The organism is Pseudomonas sp. VI4.1 (genome assembly GCF_002029345.1).
In the GTDB taxonomy this organism is placed as follows: Bacteria; Pseudomonadota; Gammaproteobacteria; order Pseudomonadales; family Pseudomonadaceae; genus Aquipseudomonas.
In genome coordinates, this window is sequence record NZ_MULM01000125.1 from 1 (window position 1) to 22,285 (window position 22,285).

The 22,285-nt window shown below is 56.9% G+C and carries 16 protein-coding genes and 3 pseudogenes; 13 read left to right on the forward strand and 6 right to left on the reverse strand.

What is annotated here, in order from left to right; translation table 11 throughout:
* Positions 1-129 precede the first annotated feature (129 nt).
* From ltrA to BZ163_RS08645, 8 genes and pseudogenes are all read left to right on the forward strand, one after another.
* A pseudogene (gene ltrA, locus BZ163_RS08605) lies at positions 130-1,340 on the forward strand (group II intron reverse transcriptase/maturase); the annotation flags it as partial.
* A gap of 59 nt (positions 1,341-1,399) precedes the next feature.
* Positions 1,400-1,870: pseudogene (locus BZ163_RS08610) on the forward strand (IS5 family transposase); the annotation flags it as partial.
* Positions 1,871-2,242: 372 nt separating this feature from the next.
* Positions 2,243-3,688: an NAD-dependent succinate-semialdehyde dehydrogenase gene (locus BZ163_RS08620; protein WP_023662275.1), complete on the forward strand. Its 1,446-nt coding sequence runs from the start codon at positions 2,243-2,245 to the stop codon at positions 3,686-3,688.
* A gap of 141 nt (positions 3,689-3,829) precedes the next feature.
* The gene (locus BZ163_RS08625; protein WP_050511584.1) at positions 3,830-4,651 is read left to right on the forward strand and encodes a sugar phosphate isomerase/epimerase; all 822 of its coding nucleotides are present in this window, start codon (positions 3,830-3,832) and stop codon (positions 4,649-4,651) included.
* Between the two features lie 42 nt (positions 4,652-4,693).
* Entirely contained in the window at positions 4,694-5,047 is a 354-nt protein-coding gene (locus BZ163_RS08630; protein WP_033041395.1) for a hypothetical protein, read from the forward strand.
* Positions 5,048-5,137: 90 nt separating this feature from the next.
* Complete coding sequence (locus BZ163_RS08635) at positions 5,138-6,508, forward strand: sigma-54-dependent Fis family transcriptional regulator (protein WP_033041397.1); 1,371 nt, start codon at positions 5,138-5,140, stop codon at positions 6,506-6,508.
* Positions 6,509-6,671: 163 nt separating this feature from the next.
* Positions 6,672-7,820 (forward strand): iron-containing alcohol dehydrogenase, encoded by a 1,149-nt coding sequence (locus BZ163_RS08640; RefSeq protein WP_059396408.1) that lies wholly within the window; start codon positions 6,672-6,674, stop codon positions 7,818-7,820.
* Between the two features lie 67 nt (positions 7,821-7,887).
* A complete protein-coding gene (locus tag BZ163_RS08645; RefSeq protein WP_050511587.1) occupies positions 7,888-9,306 on the forward strand; it encodes a hypothetical protein in 1,419 nt (472 codons plus the stop codon).
* A gap of 195 nt (positions 9,307-9,501) precedes the next feature.
* On the opposite strand, the gene BZ163_RS08650 is transcribed toward BZ163_RS08645, so the two are convergent.
* Positions 9,502-10,479 carry an IS5 family transposase gene (locus BZ163_RS08650; RefSeq protein ID WP_033041454.1) on the reverse strand — a complete coding sequence of 326 codons (978 nt, stop codon included), beginning with the start codon at positions 10,477-10,479 and terminating at the stop codon, positions 9,502-9,504.
* A 63-nt stretch (positions 10,480-10,542) separates the two neighbouring features.
* Between BZ163_RS08650 and BZ163_RS08655 the strand changes: the two are divergent.
* From BZ163_RS08655 to BZ163_RS08675, 5 genes and pseudogenes are all read left to right on the forward strand, one after another.
* Positions 10,543-10,908, forward strand: a pseudogene (locus BZ163_RS08655) (hypothetical protein); the annotation flags it as partial.
* A gap of 164 nt (positions 10,909-11,072) precedes the next feature.
* Positions 11,073-12,221: an iron-containing alcohol dehydrogenase gene (locus tag BZ163_RS08660; protein ID WP_033040547.1), complete on the forward strand. Its 1,149-nt coding sequence runs from the start codon at positions 11,073-11,075 to the stop codon at positions 12,219-12,221.
* Between the two features lie 118 nt (positions 12,222-12,339).
* Positions 12,340-13,146: an N-acyl homoserine lactonase family protein gene (locus BZ163_RS08665; RefSeq protein WP_033040551.1), complete on the forward strand. Its 807-nt coding sequence runs from the start codon at positions 12,340-12,342 to the stop codon at positions 13,144-13,146.
* Positions 13,147-13,265: 119 nt separating this feature from the next.
* A complete protein-coding gene (locus tag BZ163_RS08670) occupies positions 13,266-13,817 on the forward strand; it encodes a hypothetical protein (RefSeq protein WP_033040557.1) in 552 nt (183 codons plus the stop codon).
* A gap of 670 nt (positions 13,818-14,487) precedes the next feature.
* Entirely contained in the window at positions 14,488-15,456 is a 969-nt protein-coding gene (locus tag BZ163_RS08675; protein ID WP_033040554.1) for an inovirus-type Gp2 protein, read from the forward strand.
* 52 nt (positions 15,457-15,508) lie between these two features.
* On the opposite strand, the gene BZ163_RS08680 is transcribed toward BZ163_RS08675, so the two are convergent.
* The 5 genes from BZ163_RS08680 to BZ163_RS08695 form a co-directional block, all read right to left on the reverse strand.
* Entirely contained in the window at positions 15,509-16,837 is a 1,329-nt protein-coding gene (locus tag BZ163_RS08680) for a DUF1329 domain-containing protein (protein ID WP_033045102.1), read from the reverse strand.
* A 19-nt stretch (positions 16,838-16,856) separates the two neighbouring features.
* On the reverse strand, positions 16,857-18,752 hold the full coding sequence (locus tag BZ163_RS08685; protein ID WP_033045103.1) for a DUF1302 family protein: 1,896 nt from the start codon (positions 18,750-18,752) through the stop codon (positions 16,857-16,859).
* A gap of 41 nt (positions 18,753-18,793) precedes the next feature.
* Positions 18,794-20,167: an RND family transporter gene (locus BZ163_RS35120; RefSeq protein WP_197080540.1), complete on the reverse strand. Its 1,374-nt coding sequence runs from the start codon at positions 20,165-20,167 to the stop codon at positions 18,794-18,796.
* A gap of 65 nt (positions 20,168-20,232) precedes the next feature.
* Complete coding sequence (locus tag BZ163_RS35125; RefSeq protein ID WP_196618277.1) at positions 20,233-21,051, reverse strand: hypothetical protein; 819 nt, start codon at positions 21,049-21,051, stop codon at positions 20,233-20,235.
* 11 nt (positions 21,052-21,062) lie between these two features.
* A complete protein-coding gene (locus BZ163_RS08695) occupies positions 21,063-22,085 on the reverse strand; it encodes a YCF48-related protein (protein WP_202807832.1) in 1,023 nt (340 codons plus the stop codon).
* Positions 22,086-22,285: the final 200 nt, after the last annotated feature.

A 22,285-nucleotide genomic window follows, 5' to 3' on the forward strand; every position in this document is an offset into this window, starting at 1 on the left:
CACCCGACCTCGTCAGACATTGGGCTGGAAATTCCCTGTTGAAGTGTTGACGGATCATCTGCAACTGCTGGCAACCAATCGGCTCAACATTATCAACTGACTGTTGCACTTGGAACCTGAGGCCGCCAGGCCTATCAGCAGGTCAGAACCAACCGGGGAGCTGCTGGAATCGACGATGAGACCATTGCCGATTTTGAGCGGAACCTGCCGAAGAATCTTTACAAGCTATGGAATCGAATGTCGTCGGGGTCTTATTTCCCGCCGCCGGTCAAGGTTGTTGAGATACCGAAGGCATCGGGGGGTATACGCAGGCTGGGAGTGCCTACGGTCAGCGACCGTATCGCACAAACTGTAGTCAAACTCCTCATCGAGCCGAAGCTGGATGCGCTTTTCCATCCGGACTCATATGGATACCGACCAGGGCGTTCAGCCAAACAGGCCATAGCGATCACACGCGAGCGCTGCTGGCGATACGACTGGGTGGTGGAGTTTGATATCAAGGCGGCTTTTGATCACATTGATCATGAACTGCTGATGAAAGCGGTGCGAACCCATATCAAAGAGGACTGGATACTGCTGTACATCGAACGATGGCTGGTTGCTCCGTTCGAGGCAGCAGATGGCGTTCGCATTCAACGCGAACGTGGCACCCCGCAAGGCGGCGTGATCAGTCCCATGCTGATGAATCTGTTCATGCATTACACCTTTGACGCTTGGATGCAACGAAACAGCCCAAACTGTCCTTTTGCCCGGTACGCCGATGATGCGGTAGTGCATTGTCGTAGCGAGAGGCAGGCAGAACACGTGATGCGTTCAATCGCTTCACGTCTAGCAGTTTGTGGTCTCACGATGCATCCCGAGAAATCGAAAATCGTGTACTGCAAGGACAGCAATCGACGCGCGGAGTATCCGCATGTGAGCTTTACCTTCCTTGGTTTCACTTTTAGACCCAGGAAGGCAATCGGCCAACAGAACAACCTTTTCACCAGCTTCCTGCCGGGAGTCAGTGCGCAAGCGTTGAAGCGGATGCGGCGAGCAGTGCGCGAGTGGCGGGTCAACCGCCAAACTCACGTGACGCTGGCTGCTGTGGCTCGGCTTTACAACCCAGTGATACAAGGTTGGTGGCAGTACTATGGCGCGTTCTATCGGACGGCCATGCTTGGCATCTTTCGACATATCGATAGCGCACTCAAGCGTTGGGCCGGTCGTAAGTACAAAATACTTCACGGGCGCAAGCGGCGCATATCTCAATGGTTGGACACGGTGCAGACGGCTGCCCCTCGACTGTTTTATCACTGGCAAGTAACCGAGCAACAGGTTGGATAACGGGAGCCGTATGACGCGAGAGTGTCACGTACGGTTCTGCGAGCGGCTACGGGGGCAGTTCCTGTGGCCGACTCACCACTTCGGCATGAAGGCTCACATCGGCGCGGATGCCGAGTCAGGTCTGGTGCACAGCGTGGTGGGGACGGCAGCCAACGTTGCTGACGTTACCCAGGTCGACAAACTGCTGCATGGAAAGGAAAACAGGGTCGGCGCCGACGCGGGTTACACCGGCGTAGAGAAACGCCCGGAACATGAAGGCCGGGAGGTGATCTGGCAGATTGCGGCCCGCCGCAGTACGTACAAGAAGCTGAGTAAGCGCAGTGCGCTGTACAAAGCCAAGCGCAAGATCGAGAAATCCAAGGCCCAGGTGCGCGCCAAAGTCGAGCACCCGTTCCGGGTGATCAAGCGCCAATTCGGCTACGTGAAGACACGCTTGCGTGGCCTGGCGAAGAACACCGCGCAGTTGGTGACACTGTTCGCGCTGTCGAACCTGTGGATGGCGCGCCGACATTTGCTGACGAATGCAGGAGAGGTGCGTCTGTAATGCGGGAAATGGCCGGCGCGAGGTGCTCGCGCCGGCTATAAATCCGGAAAGAGGGGATGATTTGATCGTTTTTTAGCCGAATTACCGTTTTGAAATCGGCAAGGGCTGGAGTCAGCCAGAAATACCTGACTACTTCAGACCATCCCTAAAGCTTGCGTGGATCTGATAATCCTTGGCTGGCTCTAGGATAAGGGTAGACCTGGTTTTGCAATGATAAGGACTGGATGAAGGAAAAAAAGTCGTTTTAATGATTCTGCGAGTCAGTTTTAAACTGTCTTGATTGCCGTGTATTTTTAGGCGGATTCACCGCGAATCACATGCCATGATACCGCAAGGGTCTAGGCACTCAGCTAACAATTAAAAAGGTGATTTATGATTAATGAGACGTACCCAGATACTCAACTTTTCATCAATGGAGAGTGGCGTGATGCTGAAGGTCGATCAACTATTGATGTTGTTAGCCCCGCAACCGGTTTGAGAATTGGTACCGTTGCCCATGCGTCTGAAGGTGACCTTGTACAAGCTGTTAATGCGGCACAGGCTGGATTCGATGTCTGGCGTAATGTACCTGCATACGAGCGATCTGCCATCATGCGCAAAGCCGCTTCCATCATTCGGGAGCGGGCCGAAACGATCGCCCGGTACATGACTCAAGAGCAGGGCAAACCATTGCTGGAGTCGCGTATCGAAGTCAACTCTGCGGCAGATATCATTGAGTGGTTTGCCGAGGAAGGTCGTCGCGTTTATGGTCGTGTAGTTCCTCCTCGCAATATCAACGCTAGCCAAATTGTCGTAAAGGAGCCAGTTGGCCCGGTAGCAGCCTTTACGCCATGGAATTTCCCGGTTAACCAGGTGGTTCGTAAGCTCTGTGCTGCATTGGCAACAGGTTGCTCTTTCGTGGTGAAGGCTCCTGAAGAGACCCCGCGTTCACCAGCCGAACTGATTCGTGCATTTGCCGACGCAGGTGTACCAAAGGGAGTTATCGGTCTGGTGTACGGTAACCCCGACCAGATCTCCAAATACCTTATCGCGCACCCAGTGATCCGCAAAATCACCTTCACCGGTTCCACTGCGATCGGTAAACAGTTGGCTGCCCTGGCTGGCCTGCACATGAAGCGGGCGACGATGGAGCTGGGTGGACACGCACCAGTGATCATCGCCGAGGATGCCGATTTGGAGTTAGCTATCCAGGTGGCAAGCGCCTCTAAATTCCGGAACGCCGGTCAGGTGTGCATCTCCCCGACACGATTCTTGGTGCATAACAGCATCAAAGATGCCTTTGTGAAAGGCATGGTCGCATACGCTGAAGGCCTCAAAATCGGTAATGGCCTCGAAGATGGAGTTAACTATGGGCCTCTAGCGAATGCTCGTCGAGTAGAGGCAATCGCAGGTTTGGTTGAAGACGCACGTAAATCGGGCGCGACGGTAGCGACTGGTGGTGAGCGAATCGGCTCGACAGGCAACTTCTTCGCCCCAACTGTTCTAGCAGATGTTCCGTTGGATGCTGAAGTGCTTTCTCAAGAACCGTTTGGTCCGATCGCAGCTGTACGTGGATTCGATCATATTGAGGAAGCGATAGCTGAGGCCAACCGTCTCCCATTCGGCCTGGGCGGTTATGCTTTCACGCGTTCATATCGCAACGTTCACCTTCTTACCCAAACTCTCCAAGTGGGCATGCTCTGGATCAACCAGCCTTCGACTCCGGTTCCTGAAATGCCGTTTGGCGGTGTTAAAGACTCGGGCTACGGCTCGGAAGGTGGCCCAGAGGCTCTTGAGCCGTACCTGGTCACCAAGTCGGTCACCGTAATGACCGCCTGAGACCTCACGTCTTCCTAAGGCGGCGTGTGTTGGGGGCTCGATTGTGAGCCTCCAATGCAGTCCAGGCTTGTATCTCTCTGAACCACGTGAGCATTGCATATTCGAATGCCTTAGATGAGATTTTTAGGGGAGAAATCTAGGATGAGCATTAGCATTGTGACTTGGACATTGGGGCTCACTGCGGCTCAGGACGTGATCAACAAAGCGCAAGCACTGGGCTTGGACGGCATTCAATACGCTGGTGATCATAGAGACGTCGATCCGATTCAGCTTCGAAACAGCGCCATCCAGTCAGGGTTAGAAGTCATCGCCGTCGACCCATTCAATGCTGGGCCTACTGACCCGAGCACTGCCAGTGCAGCCGGAGCTGTCGCCTACTACAAACGCGTGATCGATTTTGCCGAGATTCTCGGGACGGTGCCGGTTACGCTTCAAGGCCTCTCGCTGTGGACGAAGAACTGTGACAACAGGAACGATGCCAAGGATCAACTCCTAACCTGTTGCGAGGCGGTTAACCGATACGCTCATGAACGCGGCGTCCGAACGCTTTACGAGGTATGCAACCATTACGAAGTACCCCTGATACACACCGCTCAGGAGTGCCGGGAGCTTATCGAAGCTGTCGGTGAGGGAAACATGGGCATGATCTTGGACAGCTTTCACATGAACATCAATGAGCAGGATCCCTTGCAGGCTATACGGGCCAATTTGGACTTACTCGAGATCTATCACATCTCCGATTCAGGCCGAGGCGGAATTGGAACCGGACACATCAATTTCAGGACGCATCACCGGACGCTCCTAGAGGGTGGCTTTGCTGGCCATGTGGCGATTGAGCCAGTGCTCGCTCACCTCACCCCGAGTAATTCTCCGAGATTCGCAGACGACCAGGCTCAACTGGACGCGCAGATTTACCATAGCGCCTCGTGCTGGAGGAGTTACTCGAATGATCTTCCTGAGTGATACAGCCAAGTTTTCCATTGCTGCTGCCTAAAGAGTGATCACATGAGCAACTACGCCGTGACTCCTGACGGGCGATACTTTGTGGTCAAAGGTCGACTGTGGCGCTGCAGCGATCCGTCGCTTTCCGAGGATGAGCGAGGTCGATTGGTTAAGGAGTTGATGAACGCCCGGCGCGCAGTTAAGAAATCCAAGTCTTCCGGAGACGCCACTGAGCTTCGTGTCGCAAGGGAGCTTGTCAATGACGCCAAGGTAAAGCTCGGTGAACGAGGGGCGCCATGGTGGAAGGACGGTAGCCCGGACTACAACCGAAAAATGGTTGTAAATACGCCCTACGCAGACTGGTATGCCTCGCTCGACGATCAATGTCGAGGTTCGTCAGCGCTACCACAGGGCTGAGATCGCACAGCCAGGCTGGTGACTCCACAGGCTTGCTCCTGTTAGTGACCAAACCACGTACACTATCCTTTTCTGTGGCAGATCCTGATCGTGGACTTCAACGACCAAACCTTTGACACGTTCTTGAATGCGTTGCATGACGGCGTCTATATCACCGACGGCGCCGGTATCACCGTGAAGGTGAACACTGCATACGAGCGACTGACAGGGCTTGAAGGTGAGCAAATCATCGGGCGTAGCATGCATGACCTGGTACGCGATGGTGTCTTATCACAGTCAGCATCATTGCGCGTGCTCCAGCAAGGCGCTCCAGTATCAGTGATGCAAAGCCTAAGCAACGGCAAAAAGCTTTTGGTAAGCGCTACGCCGATTTTTGAAGATCGCCGCATCAGCTACGTCGTCAGCGCAGTTCGGGACATGACCGAGCTTCTGCGTATGAAGCACGAGCGTGATGAGCTAGCTGGGCTCAAAAAGCTTCGTAGCAGCACCGCGCAACTGCACGCTGGCGAATACATGAAGCTCGCAAAGTCTCCAATGGTTTTCGACCAGGCACAGACTGGACAGCTCTTTGCCCAAGCTCGACGAGTGGCCAGTAGCGATGTGAAGGTTCTGCTTCTCGGAGAGACCGGGGTAGGCAAAAGCCTCGTCGCCCAGTACATCCACAATGCAAGCGCTCGGGCAAATGAGCCTTTCATACCTCTCAATTGCGGAGCAATGCCGGAAAACCTCATAGAAGCGGAATTGTTCGGATATGCGCCAGGAGCTTTCACAGGGGCCGCTGCAAAAGGGAAGAGAGGGCTATTGGAGCTCGCCAACCATGGCACCTTGTTCCTCGATGAGATTGGTGATCTCCCCCTATCCCTTCAGGTCAAGCTTCTCAAGGCCATCGAGGAAAATCGCTTCATCCCTGTTGGAGGCCTAGAGCTAAAGGAGGTCGACGTCCGCATCATCAGCGCGACCCACCATGATCTTCGACAGCGGGTTGCTGATGGCTTGTTCCGGGCGGATCTGTATTACAGACTCAATGTCGTTCCGATCAAAATCCCTGCCCTGAGGGAACGTGGCAATGAGATACCCACGCTCCTGGAACATTACCTTGCTCATTTCAACGGCAGATATGAGCAAAACATGAAATGGAGTCTCGAGGCGGTCGATCTGCTCTGTGAGTATGCTTGGCCAGGAAATATCCGCGAACTAATAAATCTGGTCGAGCGCTTGGTCGTTACCTGCGAGTCTGAAACGATTGAAGCGCTAGACCTACCGGAGGAGATGCTGAACCTGCATGCAGAGGGCGAAAACCTGAGCCGACTCCCCTTGCGCAGGATCATTGAGAATGCAGAACGCAGCGCCATCATGTCCGCGATGCGTATTCACAAAACCACCCGCCTTGCGGCAAAAGCCCTGGGCGTCAGCCAAGCCACCATTGTCCAAAAGATGAAACGTTGGGAAAGGTCTGATTAGGTTCCTAATCGGAGACCAGCTTTTTGATTTAATTCTTGCTCGCTGAACGCCTCCCGACATTCACCAGAACGCTGTGAAGGCCAGCAACGGCGGTCTTTTCAAAGCTTTGGCATAGCTTTTGTTACCCACCAGCTCATCACAAGAAAACAAAGAGGATGAGCCCGTGAGTGTTTCTGCCTTTCAGATAGCTAACAAACTCCTTACTGGCGCCGGCGCGATTAACCAACTCGATGCCGAACTAACACGTTTGAAGGTCAATAATCCCCTCATCGTGACCGATGCGATCCTGGTGAAAACCGGCACCGTTGAGCTCGCCTTGGCCGAGCTGGCTGGCCGCAACTACGGCCTCTATGACCGAGTTCAACCAGAGCCGGAAATCGGCTTGGTTGAAGATTGCACTCGTGCTTACCGTGAAGGCGGTCATGACGGACTAATCGGCCTGGGCGGTGGCAGCGCGATTGATATCGCCAAAGGTGTTGCTGCCTTTGCTGGGCATGAGGGAGCTCTGGCCGATCTTTTCGGAGTAAATCAGGTAGCCCGCAAAGGCCCTCCACTGATCGCAATCCCAACCACTGCCGGCACCGGTTCCGAGGTCACCAACGTGGCTATTTTTTCGGACAAAAAGGCGCAGTTGAAGAAAGGGATTGTGAGCGACTACCTCTTGCCAGACGTCGCCTTGGTAAGTCCGGTAATGACCCTTACCTGCCCACGTAGCGTCACTGCTGCAAGCGGGGTAGATGCGCTTGTACACGCCATCGAATCGTACATTTCTGTAAACCGCTCACCTATCACCGATGCCATCGCGCTGGGCGCAATCCGACTTATCGCACGTGCCTTGCCAAAGGCCTATGCGAACCCTGATGACCTGGTTGCTCGCGAAGAAATGGCCACGGCGAGCCTCATGGGTGGCATGGCGTTTGGCAACGCTGGTGTCGGTGCGGTACATGCCCTGGCCTATCCACTTGGCGGACGCTTCAACATCGCTCACGGTGTCAGCAACGCACTCTTGCTTCCTTACGTCATGCGCTGGAACAAGCTCGCATGTGCTGAGCGCCTCAAAGATGTTGCCCAGGCAATGGGTATCAGCGTCGACGGGCTGAGCGACCTTCAAGCAGCTGATGCTGCAGTTACCGCGATGGCCGAGCTGTGTTCAGCAGTCGGTATTCCAACCGGGCTTCGAGCATTCAGTGTCCCCCATGACGCATTGGCATCAATGGCTGAAGAGGCCAGCAAGATCGACCGCCTGATGCGCAACAACCCTCGCAAACTTTCGCCGGCAGACATTGAGGAGATCTACCGAGCAGCCTGGTAGCAGCCTGATGAATCTGGCACCCCTGGCTGGGTGCCATGCCTACAAGACCAATAATACAGGTGCACTGATGTCAAATTCAGCACATGAAACTCCATACATTCCCCTTGGCCCGTTCAAGGTTCGACTGCCATTTCTGCACTATCGCCTTGAGCTACCAGACTTCCTCCAAGGCCTCTTGATGTGCGCCGTGGATCTCGCGGCGATCCCCCTGATGACCGAGCTTCTCGGAATGCCATTCCAAGTGGCCCTCGCTGTCGTCATGCTCAATGGTCTGCTTTACCTCACTCACCATCTCCTTGGAGATCCAACCGTTCCAGGATGGATCACGCCAGCAGTCCCACTGCTGATGGCTTACTGCGCGACATTCCCTGAGGGGCCAGAGCGCGTTCATGCACTCATTGCCTTCCAGCTATTGTTAGGAGTGTTCTCGATAACGCTCGGCGCAACGGGAATGGCCAAGAAGGTCTTCACCTACGTTCCCTCAGCCATCAAGTCGGGCATCATTGTCGGCGCGGGTTTCAGTGCCGTGATTTCTGTGTTCCAGATTGGCGGTAAATTCGATGTGCTGCCGATCACTATCAGCATCACCGTAGGCCTGGCGTTCTATCTGATTTTCTCCCAGCATTTCGCACAGCTGAAAAAACGGAATCGTTTCTGGTGGAATTTCGCCAAGCTTGGAATTCTGCCCATCATCCTGCTTGCCGTCGTGATTGCGCCGCTGGTGAACGAAGCATCCTGGCCAACCATCAAGTGGGGTATCAGCACGCCTGACTTTATGGGGCTCTGGAACAACTACACAGTCTTCGGCCTGGGCATGCCACCTCTCTCGATGTTCATCTCAGCCATTCCAATGGTGCTTGCGGTGTACATCGTCGTTTTCGGCGACGTGCTTAGCGCCAAGGTTCTGCTGGATGAGGCTGAGCAGGTGCGTACCGATGAAAAGGTGGACTACAACCCTGATCGCGCTCACCTGATCTTCGGTGGACGGAATGCATTCATGAGTATCTTCGGCCCAGATGTGGCAATGTGCGGGCCTAAATGGGCGGCAATGCTTGTGGTCATCATCGAGCGGTTCAAAGGTGGCCCACGTGCCATGCAGTCCATCATCGGTGGCGTCGGCTCTTTCCGCTGGGGCACGAACACAGGCTTGTTGTTGCTGCCAGTCGTTACGCTTGTTCAACCCATCCTGGGTGTGGCCTTGGCCCTCACTCTGCTGATCCAGGGTTATGTGAGCGTTCGTCTCGGTGTTCTGGAAGCGAAGAGTCAGCGTGACCTTGGCATCGCAGGCGTGATCGGTGCCGTGCTCGCCATCAAGGGTGCCAGCTGGGCGTTCGCCGTGGGAGTCGCGCTTTGCCTGCTGATCTACGGGAAGAATTTCTTCAAAGGCGAGAACGATGGCACCTTCACCCGCGACCAGGCCGTCGATGACGAGCCTGCTCAGGTAAAGACAGATAAGGCCTCATCTCCGTCCATGATTCTCGATTAAGGCACGAGTGGTGTGGTCACCAAACTGAAAGTGACCCCACTGCGTAACTTAGGGAAGGTCTGAATTAGGCGCCGGGCCCACGCCCTCTTGGCTTGAGGTTAAAAGAATGTTCATTCGATCCGATAATCGAACATTCTTCGCCGTAAACTCATCGATTTACCTTCAAACGGAGCCCTTCCAAGGCGTTTTTCCGCATTAAAGACGCATTTCTCCCATCGCCAGTAGCCGCTTTCGAGTCATCCAGAGGTTCGACAGAGCAAAAAGCGTGGTTTGTTGTGCAATATTCTTCGTCAGGCCACGGTACCGCACTTTCGTGTAACCGAACTGACGCTTGATCACCCGAAACGGGTGTTCAACCTTCGCGCGTACCTGCGCTTTCGCGTATTCGATCTTGCGTCGTAACCGACCGATCAGGCTCTTCTTTCCGAGCTTCTTGTAACTACTTGGCCGAGCGGCAATTGACCAGATCATCTGACGATCCTGATGTTCGGGACGCTTCTCCACGCCGGTGTAGCCGGCATCCCCACACACGTAAGTTTCATCGCCATGTAGCAACTGATCGACCTGGGTCACGTCTGCAACATTCGCGGCTGTCCCCACCAGGCTGTGCACCAGCCCGGATTCGGCGTCGACACCGATGTGCGCTTTCATGCCGAAGAAATACATGTTGCCCTTCTTCGTCTGGTGCATTTCGGGATCACGCTTGCCGTCCTTGTTCTTGCTCGAGCTCGGTGCGTGAATGATGGTCGCATCGACCACTGTGCCTTGACGCAACAGCAGTCCACGGTCACCCAGATAGCCGTTGATGACCTGCAGAACCCCGGCAGCCAGCTCATGCTTTTCAAGCAGACGACGGAAGTTGAGGATGGTGGTTTCGTCAGGTATACGTTCCAAATTCAGACCGGCGAACTGGCGCAGGATGGTCGTTTCGTACAAAGCCTCTTCCATCGCCGGGTCGCTGTAGCCGAACCAGTTTTGCATCAGATGCACCCGCAGCATGGCCATCAAGGGATAAGCTGGGCGACCACCTTCACCTTTTGGATAGTGAGGCTCGATCAGTTTGATCAAGCCGGCCCACGGTACCACCTGATCCATCTCGATCAGGAAGCGTTCCTTGCGGGTTTGTTTGCGCTTGCCGGCGTATTCGGCATCGGCGAAGGTCATCTGCTTCATCAGGCGGCTCGACGGTAGTGGTCAGGCATTTTGCCAAATCTGGAAGTGTTTTTCAGAGGATCCCTAAGGCAATTCAACGAGCGCTACGAGCGCAACATGACGTGGGGGCTTGAGGCGCTGGACCTGCTCTGTGAGTACGCATGGCCCGGCAATATTCGCGAATTGATCAATCTGGTCGAGCGTTTGGTAGTCACCTGCGAAAGTGACACGATTGAGGCGTTGGATCTCCCAGAGGAGATCCTGAACCTTCACGTTGATCGCTTGAATCAAAATCGCCTGCCGCTGCGCAAGGTTCTGGAAAACGCAGAGCGGAGCGCGATTCTTTCAGCAATTCGCGTCCACAAGACCACCCGCCTGGCGGCCAAAGCGCTGGGCGTTAGCCAGGCAACCATCGTCCAGAAAATGAAACGCTGGGAGAGATCTGATTAGAATTCTGATCAGCAGCCGTTTTTTCGATTGAGATCGTGATCGCCAGCCGTGGTGGAGATCAGCAAAAACGAGGCAACCCCCCCCCTAAAACGGGCATTTCAGAAATTTGGCACACGTTTTGTAATCTCCTGGTTCAACTCAAATAAAAAAACGAGGATGAGCCGATGAGTGTTTCTGCCTTTCAAATCGCCAATAAGCTCCTGACCGGGGCCAGCGCGGTAGAACAGCTTGATGCTGAGTTGACCCGGTTGAAGGTGAGTAATCCATTGATCGTGACCGATGCGATCCTGCTCAAGTCGGGCACAGTCGACCTCGCCTTGGCCCACTTGGGTGGCCGCAGTTATGGCCTTTACGACCAGGCTCAACCGGAGCCTGAAATCAGTTTGGTCGAAGACTGTACCCGCGCCTTTCGCGAGGGGGGCCATGATGGGCTGATTGGGTTGGGAGGAGGAAGCGCTATCGACATCGCGAAAGGTGTCGCGGCCTTCGCCGGACACGACGGCGCTCTGGCCGACCTGTTCGGCGTCGATCAGGTCAGCCGCAAGGGGCCGCCCCTGATCGCGATTCCTACCACTGCAGGCACGGGTTCGGAGGTCACTAACGTGGCGATCTTTTCCGACAAGAAAGCGCAGCTCAAGAAAGGCATTGTGAGTGACTACCTGCTGCCTGACGTTGCTCTCGTAAGTCCGGTCTTGACGCGCACCTGCCCACGAAGCGTAACCGCTGCCAGCGGTGTCGATGCACTTGTGCATGCGATCGAAGCGTACCTTTCGATCAATCGCTCGCCGATCACCGACGCCATTGCCCTTGGAGCCATTAAACTGATCGCTCGCGCTTTGCCTAAAGCGTATGCCAACCCCGATGATCTTGCTGCCCGGGAAGACATGGCTACAGCGAGTCTGATGGGCGGCATGGCTTTTGGAAACGCAGGCGTAGGGGCAGTACATGCGCTGGCCTATCCGCTGGGCGGGCGCTTCAACATAGCCCACGGCGTCAGCAATGCTTTGCTGCTGCCCCATGTCATGCGCTGGAACAAGCTTGCCTGTACGGAGCGCCTTCGCGACGTCGCCCAGGCAATGGGCGTGAATATCGCCGGGTTGAGCGATAGCCAGGCCGCAGACGCCAGTGTCGATGCGATGGCTGAGCTGTGTGCTGCTGTAGACATTCCTACCGGTCTTCGCGCGTTCAACGTTCCGCAGGACGCTTTGGCACCCATGGCCGAGGAGGCCAGCAAGATTGACCGGTTGATGCGCAATAACCCGCGCAAATTCACGGCTGGGGATATCGAGGCGATTTACCGGGCTGCCTGGTAACAAGGGGGCGGGTTTATAGAATCAAGAAAGATTGGAGTAGGGAGTGGCAGAGTGCACCGAGTTGAAGTGTCTAGGCGTCTCTCAACGGCTAATCGTCATTATTTGAAGGGCTATCGCGATGGAAGAAGTTAAATTATATGCAATGACATGCGGCTGGATCACCATGCCTTACGGTTTTTTCATGGCGGGTGAAACAGGTGATTTGGCAATTCCAGTGCCGTGCTATCTGATCGAACATCCTAAAGGTACTGTTCTGTTTGACACGGGGCTTGAGTTGCCTTTGCAATCGAAAGATCCAGAAGTGGTCAAGAAGTCGCTCGGGGTTTTTGCTGATTTGACTACAGTCAACTTTGTACCCGGTGAGGATGTGGCCAAGCGTTTAGAGGCGTTCGGTGTCGATCCGCTGAAAATTAATTTTATCATTAACTCTCATCTGCACTTCGATCACTGCGGTGGTAATGCGTGTATCCCGAATGCGCGGCTGGTGATTCAAAAACGTGAGTGGGAGGCGGCTAAGAGTGAAGAGAATATTGAAAAAGAAGTCTATTCGCCTCGTCATTATGATTTGGGCCACGACCGCCTTGAGGTTGATGGCGAGCACGATCTGTTTGGTGATGGATCGGTTGTGCTGGTGCCGAGTTTTGGACACACGCCCGGGCATCAGTCACTTAAAGTCATTGTAGAGGGTAAGGTTGTCGTCATTACTGCAGACGCTTGCTACTTGAAGGCGTCTCTAGAAAAGATGACGCTGCCTGATGCAATGGTGGTGAATGATGCACAAGCAATGCTCAATAATTTCAATGTGTTCAAACAGCTGAAATCTAAAGGGGCGATTGTGCTTTACGGCCACGACCCAGAGCAGTCGAAGCAACTGACCGATGGTTCAATTCGCAGGATTGGTGGCGAGACGCTTGCGAGCCTGTAATAAAGGTGTGAGCCATTATGAGTTGCTTCGCAGTTAAAGTGTTTGTAGCTGCAAGATAAGTTGATGCTTTTTGTAATGTCTTATCGGATGTTTAATGCAAACTATAATAAGGGATGATCATGAAGCCTGTATTGAAAGTATCGTTGTTCTTGGCTGCTGGGATTGCAAGCTCCCACGTGTTTGCAGCTTCTGCCCCGACTGATTTGCCAGACAGCTGTGCAAAGGACGCGAAAGGAAATTATAGCGAGAAGTTTGATGTTCCCTGCCAGGCACTGGACAGGTTCCTGACAACCTTCAATGCCAAGGATGAGTTGGCATGGGCGAAGACATTGAACTATCCGCACGTGCGCATGTCTGGCAACCAGGTCAATGTTTGGCAAACACCTGAAGTTTATGTGAAAGATCAAAACTTGCAAGCGCTTTCGAAAGCAATTGGCTGGGAAAATACACGTTGGAACTACCGGTATGTTGTCCAGTCCGGTACTGATGGGAAAGGCAACGCAAACAAGTATCACGTGGCCCTTTCATTTACACGCCTGGATAAAGCTGGGAACCCTATCCAAGGTCATACTTTTGACTCGTTCTATATTATTACGAATGTCGATGGCCATTGGGGGGCTCAATTCCGATCGAGCATGGCGGGTTCATTGCATGGCAAGTCGGCTTATTAATTTTGTTGTGAGAGCATAATATCCCGTGGTTATAGGTTGGTGCGTCCAGTTCCAACCTTTAATCACCCCACGTTGCAAATGACAGGCATGAACGCCACAGACGCGTGGGCTAGGTGCTTGCTCGAATCACTCATCATGCGGGCATTAAAAAGCCGGCTTGATGCCGGTATTTATTTGTTTTAACTGTATGATTTTAGAGGATTATTTTTTATTTTTTGTTTATGACCCACACTTTGACCCACTCCCTTGTCGAGGTGGTTGGTCGAGAGGGCTGCTGTAGGTGGCAGCCTGTATCGTTGTGATGGCGTAAATTGATGCTCTGACCGACTTGAGAGTTGGTCAGAGCACTTATGCCGCTTGGTCGCCAAATTTCTCAGCTAACTCCCTGTGTTTTATGTGCAGGAAATTTCTCGGCTGCTGGGGGAATCTTTCCTCTCGTTTTCCCGGCTGGTCGATGCCGTGCTGATCGGAGAGCTGCTTGTTCTAGTTATATACCTATACCTCATCAACCATACCCATAGCACCATGACCCGTAGCCATCAGCGCTAGCTGCACATGGGCATGACAGGACGCTGTTGCTGACCACACAGCAACAGCACTAGCAGGCTCGCAGCAGTAAAAAAATACAGACCTTGCACCTGATATGTACTAACAACCCAGGTGCAACACCATGAACCATCGTCACACATCCAAAACCCTCTCTCAGTCCGCTATCGCACTCCAGATCGAAGACCTAGTTGGCGCGGTAGAGCGCAGCGAAGGAACCGTGCAATCGGTGACTGCCAGCGGCACGGTCAAGCGTACCAAGCTCTCCCGGTACTTCGAAAACCTCGCTCAGATGCTGGAGTTGGTCAGCCATAACGATGACTACCACTACGGGCCGCATCTGCGACTGTTCCAACAGGCGTGCTACGACGTTGGTGTGGAGCACAGTTCACTGGCAGGGATCATTTCTTTCGATGAAGAGACGTCCCAGTACCGTGACTACACCGACACGCTCAACCGCCTGGCCGAACATATTCGCCAACTCACGCATGAACGCAGCTACCGTCGTCGTAGGGATGACGCGGCATATCAACGGCGTCAGCAGTCCCGTGAAGTGGCTGAATACGTCGACCGGGTGCTGGATCGTTACGCCACGACCCTGGTGGTCAGGGTCAATCTGTATTACCGCTCCGTTGCTCAGGCAAGGCTGCGGGTTGAGCATGTGTTTGCGGATTTGCAGCGACTGATTCGGGCGCGTGAGCGCAATCCGATCTTCGACCATGAGACTGGCTACATCTGTCGTGTCGAACAGGGAAAGCGTCGTGGGTTCCACCTCCATGCGGCCTTCTTCTTCAATGGCGCTATGGTGCGGGGTGACATCTACAAGGCGCAGCAAATCGGGGCTCTGTGGGAGCAGATCACCCGTGGCAGGGGTAGCTACGACAGTTGCAATCACAACAAAGCCCAGTACGGTGATAAAGGCGGTATCGGGATGATTCACCGTAGCAACGAGCGGACTCGTGGCAACGTGCACCTTGCGATGGACTACTTAACCAAGCGGTCTCAGCATCTGAGCCTGCGACCGAAAGGGGCGAAGTGCCTGCGCAAGGGGCAAGCACAGACCGATTTTCGGAAGTGCAAGTGTTCTGGATGAGTACGCCTGAAAGGCCCGGCACGCTTCTCGCGTGCCGGGCCGAGTGCGCTGCTTAGTTGCCGGTAGCGCGCATGTGCTGCACGCTGAATATCTCCGGCGGACTGAGAGTCGGGTCGACCTGACCCTTGAGCTGCCCGGTGGTGCAGTGCATAGCCTGTACGTCGATCATCGAGAAGCTGTCATCCAGTGCGACGCCAGTGCCCTTGTTCTTGGGCAGGTGGTGGTCGGGATGCGCCTTGCCGATGGTGAATGTCTTCCACTGCGCGCCCTTGCGGTCGTAGGAAATGGTGCGAGACACGGCGAAGGTCTGTGCATCCAAGTAGTGAACCCGCTTGGATAGGGGATGACTGGCCTCCACCGGCGCCGCTTCCACTTCGTAGACCTTGCGCAATTGCCAGGTAATGTTGGGGAAGCAGCCGCCCTGGCCACCGAACGCCACCATCTGGTAACCGTCGCTGTCCTTGTGGGTCTCGCTGTCCAGTGTCTGGTCGTTGTGGTTGTAGAAGGGCATGAGCATGAAACGGGTGCCCTTGTAGGTCCACTTCATATCTGAGATGCGCCCGTTGTAGCCCTCGAAGTCCTCGATCATCAAGTCGGAGCCGAGGAAGGCATCGGTCACCTGGCCGGTGGCCAGGCGCCGCACGCGGCGCTGGAAGCCCAGGTACAGCCAGGAGTTGTCACGCTTGAGGTCGTCTTCGGCGCGGTGGATCAACAGCTGGGTGTTGCGTACGTCATACGGCTCCAGCACCTTGACGTAGATGCCGCGGAACAGCTGCGACGGGTTGGGGGTGATGGCCGGTTTCGGCTCCTGGTCGACCCGGCGGGTGAAGTTGAGGAAGTGGAAGTCGAACTTGATGGTGCGCTCCACCTTGCCGGAGTTCAAATCGCGGAACTTCCAGTAGAACGGCGAGATGGCGGCGCTGTCGCCCCAGTTGTAGCCGTACTTGAAGTTCCAGGCGAGCTTCTCGCCGGCGCGCGGGTCGCTGGCGTCCGGCTCCTGGGGGAACGGCCGGCCGGCCACGGCACCACTGATCTCACCGGGCTTGGCGCCGAGTTTGACCGCGTCCATGTACTGGCGAGTGGCATCGACATAGCTGGCAGGGAGGTCGAAGGAGGTGGTGTCGCCGACCTTCAGCTCCGCCCAACCTTTCTCGATAAAGCCGTAGAAGGCCGGGTCGAGAATCTCCTTGAACTGGGCGACGTTGCCCTTGTTGATGGTCATGCCGGCGCTCAGACCGGCGAAGCTCGGCTTGTCGTTCTGGTAGGGGTGGAAGGACTGCTGGATCACCGCCTCGTCGGCGGCGTAGACGCCGCTGGTCGCGCCCAGCGTCAACAGGGCCAGCGCCAGGGCGCGGCTCTGCTGGAATTTCTTGTAGTTCATGGCTGTTCCTCGTGATTGATCAGAAGCTGTAACGCAGGGTCAGTTGCAGTTCGTCTTCCTTCTGCGCCATGCCGATGGGGCCGGCGCGGAAGCGGCCCAGCGGCTCGTAGCCGCTCAGACCGGCGCTTACGCCCTCCGGCAGGCCATAGCTGGTGAAGGGGTCCCAGGGGTTGCAGCTGCGGCAATCGTCGAACTCGCGAGCGCCGCGACCGACCTTGAAGTTGGCGCCGGCGACGATCTTCAAGTTGTCGCTGAACAGGTATTCCACGCTCGGCGCGATGGCCGTGGCTTGGGCCTTGAAGTCATGCGCGACGATTATTTGCGGGCTGAGGCGGCCGTTCATCCACCAGCCTTTCACCAGCAGGGTGCCGATCCAGTTCTGCTCCCAGTCCGGCATGCCGGCCTTGCCCAGTGGGCGATCCTCAAGCTGGTGCTCGTTGATGTGCTGGCCGAACAGCTGGCCGGAGAAGAGGAACGCGCGGCCCGGGTTGAGGAAGGGGATGAAGATGTTCTTGTCCGCACCGATCACGTAACGGGTGACGTCGGACTCGGAGAACAGCCGTGATTGCAGGGTGTTGGCAAACTCCTCGCCCTCGGTGTGCGCGACTTCGAAGCGGAACACCGTGTCGATCGCTTGCGAGTAGTAGTCCATCGAACCGCCGATCAGGTTGACCCGCGGGAAATGGATATCGAAGGCGATCAGGGCCGGCCATACCGCGGTTTCACCGGTGAAGGGGTTCAGAGCCGGGATGCCGCCACGCAGCGAGGGCAGTTGCGAGCGGTAGGTCAGGGCGTTCAGCGAGAAGCCGAAATCGCCATAGACGCCTTCCAGCTTGATGCCGAACTGGCTGTTGGACAGGCTCCAGGACGGCATGTGCGCCTTGCGGATACCGATCTGGCCGGGGCCGAAGTCGGTGGCGATGTTGCCGCCGGCGAAGTTGGCCACGGTGCCGCCGTTTTCCCACAGGTTGTTCATTCCGCGGAAGAAGCAGCCAGCGTCGAGGATCGAGTTGGGCTGGCCGCACTGGCCAAGGTTGTGCGGGCGGAACTTGTCGAAGTTCCACACGAACGACAGGTTGAGGTCGTCGAATACCTCGTTGGCACCCATCCGCCAGTCGGCCTTGGCAATCCACATCGGGATGCGGATGTCTTCCAGCTCGTCATAGATGTTGTTACGCGAGTAGTCGACCGGGTTGATCACGTCGAGCACGCGGAACACCGTGCGGCCCCAGATCACCTGCTGCTTGCCCAGGCGCCAGCTAAGGATGTCGCCGTTGGGCAGCTCGTTGTCGAAGTCGACGTAGAGCTCGCGGATGAAGTCCAGGCGTTCGTTGAACTCGGGGAAACGCAGGTCGTTGCTGCTGTAGTCCAGGTAGTCGTCGATGCAGCCGCGGCTGTCCTTGTCGCAGGGCCGTACCGGCACGCCGAAGGCCACGCCGCCACGGGTTTTGTGCAGGTTTTCGCCGAGCACGATCATCCCCTCGTTGGGGTTGCGCGCGTCGTTGAAGCCGAAGAAGGTGCCTGGCGGACGGATGCCACCGCCGTGCGGCACAGTCGAGCCCGCGCCGGCGATGTTGTTCTCCAGATTGACCGCGCCGCCGGCGCCACTGCCGTACTCGCTGCTGTTGAGGTCGTAGACCCCGTCGTAGGTGCCGCGGAATGTGCCGTGGAAGGCCACGTTGTTGAAGTTCAGCTGGCCCAGGGTGCCGAATTTCTTGTCCGCGTTGACCTGCACGGTGTTGCGGAATTTCGACAATCCGGCGCTATCGCGAACGAAGGTGGCATTCTCGTAGTAACCGGTGAACTGCATTTCTTCCTCGGCCATGACCGAAGTCAGTGGCGTCAGAGCAAGGCTTGAGCCGCCCAGCAGGGCCAGACTCCAGTGTCGCAGGCCCATTTTTGTTGTTGTCGGCATGACAGGTCCTCGTGCGGTTTAAGTGTGGGAAGGCATCCGGTTCAGGCCGGATGGCGTTCCCCTTGCGGCAGCCCGCCGGTCGCCACGCGGGGCGCGACCGGCAGGGATTCGGCAGAGGCGGGCACGGCAGCGTCGGCGTGCAGAATGCCGTCTTCGTCGGCATAGGCCCCGGTGATGAACTTCGGTTTGAACACCAGCACCCAGGCGGGTACCAGCAACATGGCGGCGATGGCGTTGATGACGATCATCACGCACAGCAGCAGGGCGGCATCGGACTGGAAACGCAGGTCCGAGAGGATCACCCACATGATGATCCCGGCCATCAGGGTCAGTGCGGTGAAGCTGATGGCGATGCCGGTGGTGGCGATGGCCTGGCGCACCGCGTCGGTGAGACGGCCAAACTTGGCCATTTCCTCGCGGATGCGATCCATCATGTAGATCGAGTAGTCGATGCCCACGCCAATGCCGACGGCGATCACCGGCACCGTGTTGATGTCGATACCCATGCCGGCCAGGCCCATATAGGCGTAGGTCAGCGCGCTGGCGAAGGCCATCGCCAGGAGCATCATCAAGCCGGCATGCCAGGAGGTGTAGAACAGCATGACGAAGACGAAGATCAGCAGGAACACCAGCGGCAGCACCACTAGGTTGGTCTCGAATGCCGACTCGTTCATCGCCGCGGCCACGCCGAGGGTACCGCCAGCCAGGCGGATGCTCAGCCCCGGCACTGCATCGCCGTGCTGCTCGATCCACTGCTTGGCCATGTGCATGGCGCGGCGGATGGTCTCGCCCTGACGATCCTTGTAATAGAACACCAGGTTGGCGACGCGGTCGTCGGTGTCGGTGAACTCGTTGAGCGCGCCGGGGATCGGGCTGGAGGCCATGTAGGTGAACATCAGCCCGCCGACGTAATTGGCGTCGTGGGGAATCTGCAGCCAGCGCGGATCGTCGTTGTGCATCAGCCGGTTGACCTGGGTGATCAGGTCCGGCAAGCCCTTTCTGCCGCCGACCGAGGGGTCGCTGAGCATGTGGTTTTGCAGCGCTTGCAGCGCGCGCAGCACCTCGGGTTTCTTGATTCCGCCTTTCTCCGCATGTTCGGCGACGATGTACAGCTCTTCCGAGCCGGGGAAGCGCTGGTTGATCTCCTTGGACGAGACGTTGTAATCGTGTTCCGGGTAGAGGATCGGCGAACCGGGCTCGGAGTCGCCGATGCGCACCTGGGAGGAGGCCCACAGGCTGGCGAGGATGGCCAGCGCGGCCAAGCCCAGCGCCTTGCGCGCGGCGGTCGGGTTGGCCACCGTCCGCGCACAGATCGCGCCGATGTGGCGCAGCGCGGTCTCGCGCATCTCCGGGTTCTTCGGCTTGGGCAGGATCGACAGCAGCAGCGGCACGCCGATCAGCACGCTGAAGATCACCGTGGTCGCCCACAGCGAGGCGTAGATGCCCAGCTTGGTGTTCAGGGCGATCGAGCCGATGGCGATCAGCAGCAGGCCGATGGCGTCCGAGACGATGCCCAGGGTGCCGGGGCGGAACAGGCTGTGCCATAGGCCTTGCGGAAGTGCATCACCAGCAGCGCCAGCATGATCAGCACGGTGCAGATGAAGATCTGCAAAATCTGGCTCATGTAGGTGTAGGCCCAGCCCACCAGTACCGGTTGCCCGGTGGCGTAGAGGGTCACCCCGTCGATCTTCTCGGCGTCGCGTAGCGCCTGGATCTGCGCGAAGGTCTTGGCGTAGTCGAGCTGGCCTTCGATCAGTTGCGCCTTGACCAACGCCACTTGCAGGTCCGGCGACACCAACGGGCCATAGACCCGCGGGTTGGCCACCACGTCGGCTTTCATCGCCGCCAACTGCGCAGCGGAGAGCTGGCCGAATTCGGGTTGGTAGTAAGGCTCGGAGTTGATGCTGCCGACCTCGGTCAGCCAGACCTTGCGCGAGTTGCGGTGGGTCAGGCTGCTGACCAGGTTGTGGTTGACTCCGGGTAGGCTGTCCACCGCCTGGGTGACCCGATCGATCAATGCCAGGCGCTCGTTGCTGAACAGGTCGCCGTTGTCGAAGGCCACGCCGATGACCAGCACGTTGGCGCCGCCGAAGCTGTCCTTGATGCTGTTGTGCAGCTGGATGTACGGGTGTTCCTGTGGCAGCAGGTCGGAGAAGTCGGTGTAGACCTTCAGCCCGGGAATCCGCAGGGCGAAGAACAGGGTCAGCACCGCGATGATCGCCAGCACGGTGCGCGGGTGGTCGAACAACCAGACCTTGGCCTGAGCCAGCTTATGGCTAAACGGATGCAGTATCGGCATGGTGACGGGTCTCAGTCGGTCGTGGTCGCAACGGCGGGCATAGCGCTGGGCGCGGTGTCGAGGGTCAGCAGCAGGCCGCGGCCACCGGCAACGATCAGGCGTTGCGCGGTATCCGCGGTGATGGCGCGCAAGTAGACCGGCGCATCGGGCGTCGGCAGCGTTTGCCACTGTTCCCCGGCCAGTTGCAGCACGCTGCTGTGGTCGCCGACGGCGAACAGGCCGTTGTCGCTCGCTAGAAAGCCGAAGATCGGTGCGCTGCTCGGCGTGCTCTGGCGTTGCCAGCTCTGCCCGGCATCCGTGGTGTGGTAGATGAAGCCGTTGAGGCCACCGACCCAGCCCTCCTCGGGGCTGCGGAAGTAGCTGGCGTGCGGGTAGAACTCGTCCGGCAGGGTGCCGGCCAGCTGCCAGTGGGCGCCGCCGTCCTGGCTGGCGAAGAGCAAACCGAACTCGCCGGTGGCCACCGCATGCTCGTCATCGATGAACTGCAGGTTGGTCAGCATGGCGTCCTCGCCCAGGCTGTTTTCCGTCCAGTTGGCGCCCTGGTCATGGCTGCCGAGTAGGGTGGTCAGGCCGCCAGCCACCCACCAACTGCCATTCGGCGCGCAGGCTGCGGTCAGCATCTGTTCCTCGGTAGGCAGAACGAACTCGCTCCAGGTCAGGCCGAGATCGCTGCTGTGCCAGAGGTGGTTGTCGAAGCTGAGGGCGATAAAGCTGCCATCCGCACAGGCATCCAGGTCGATCAGGCTGCGGCCGTCGGCAATGACCTGGCGCGACCAGCTTTGACCCTGGTCACGGCTGACTAGCATGACCCCGCTGTTGCCGGCCAGCAGGGTGGCCTGGGGGGTGCTGGCCATGGCCTGATAGAAGTCGGTTCGATGGCTGGCTTGGGCGGCTTCTTTGGCGACCCCGGCCAGATTGAGGTCGGCTTCGCAGCCGACGAGTGCGCAAGGCAGTAGAAGTGTGCAGAGCGTCGATCGTGCTCGGCCATTCAGAGCAAACGGCCGGCGGCCGTAAGACAGGCGTTTATCGTTCATCACGTGTCACCACTTGTGATTGTTGTTGTCTGAAGCGGTTGATAACGCTTGAGCAACGCCTGTGCCAGGCCGCTAGTGGTGACCGTTAAATTATTTCAACTGATTGATAGAAAAGGTTTTCTAATAGTGCGGGCGGGGTGTTGCGACGGAGCAGGGCGCTCCGTCCGGACAGGCTGGGTTCAGCAAATAATCAAATCTTC

What these genes read in the sequence shown, in the direction of transcription:
- BZ163_RS08660 (WP_033040547.1), top strand. Translation starts at nt 11,073, where the DNA reads ATGAGTGTTTCTGCCTTTCAAATCGCCAATAAGCTCCTGACCGGGGCC.
- BZ163_RS08665 (WP_033040551.1), top strand. Translation starts at nt 12,340, where the DNA reads ATGGAAGAAGTTAAATTATATGCAATGACATGCGGCTGGATCACCATG.
- BZ163_RS08695 (WP_202807832.1), bottom strand. Translation starts at nt 22,085, where the DNA reads ATGAACGATAAACGCCTGTCTTACGGCCGCCGGCCGTTTGCTCTGAAT.
- BZ163_RS08675 (WP_033040554.1), top strand. Translation starts at nt 14,488, where the DNA reads ATGAACCATCGTCACACATCCAAAACCCTCTCTCAGTCCGCTATCGCA.
- BZ163_RS08685 (WP_033045103.1), bottom strand. Translation starts at nt 18,752, where the DNA reads ATGCCGACAACAACAAAAATGGGCCTGCGACACTGGAGTCTGGCCCTG.
- BZ163_RS08625 (WP_050511584.1), top strand. Translation starts at nt 3,830, where the DNA reads ATGAGCATTAGCATTGTGACTTGGACATTGGGGCTCACTGCGGCTCAG.
- BZ163_RS08670 (WP_033040557.1), top strand. Translation starts at nt 13,266, where the DNA reads ATGAAGCCTGTATTGAAAGTATCGTTGTTCTTGGCTGCTGGGATTGCA.
- BZ163_RS08650 (WP_033041454.1), bottom strand. Translation starts at nt 10,479, where the DNA reads ATGAAGCAGATGACCTTCGCCGATGCCGAATACGCCGGCAAGCGCAAA.
- BZ163_RS08680 (WP_033045102.1), bottom strand. Translation starts at nt 16,837, where the DNA reads ATGAACTACAAGAAATTCCAGCAGAGCCGCGCCCTGGCGCTGGCCCTG.
- BZ163_RS08630 (WP_033041395.1), top strand. Translation starts at nt 4,694, where the DNA reads ATGAGCAACTACGCCGTGACTCCTGACGGGCGATACTTTGTGGTCAAA.
- BZ163_RS35125 (WP_196618277.1), bottom strand. Translation starts at nt 21,051, where the DNA reads ATGCCGATACTGCATCCGTTTAGCCATAAGCTGGCTCAGGCCAAGGTC.
- BZ163_RS08620 (WP_023662275.1), top strand. Translation starts at nt 2,243, where the DNA reads ATGATTAATGAGACGTACCCAGATACTCAACTTTTCATCAATGGAGAG.
- BZ163_RS08645 (WP_050511587.1), top strand. Translation starts at nt 7,888, where the DNA reads ATGTCAAATTCAGCACATGAAACTCCATACATTCCCCTTGGCCCGTTC.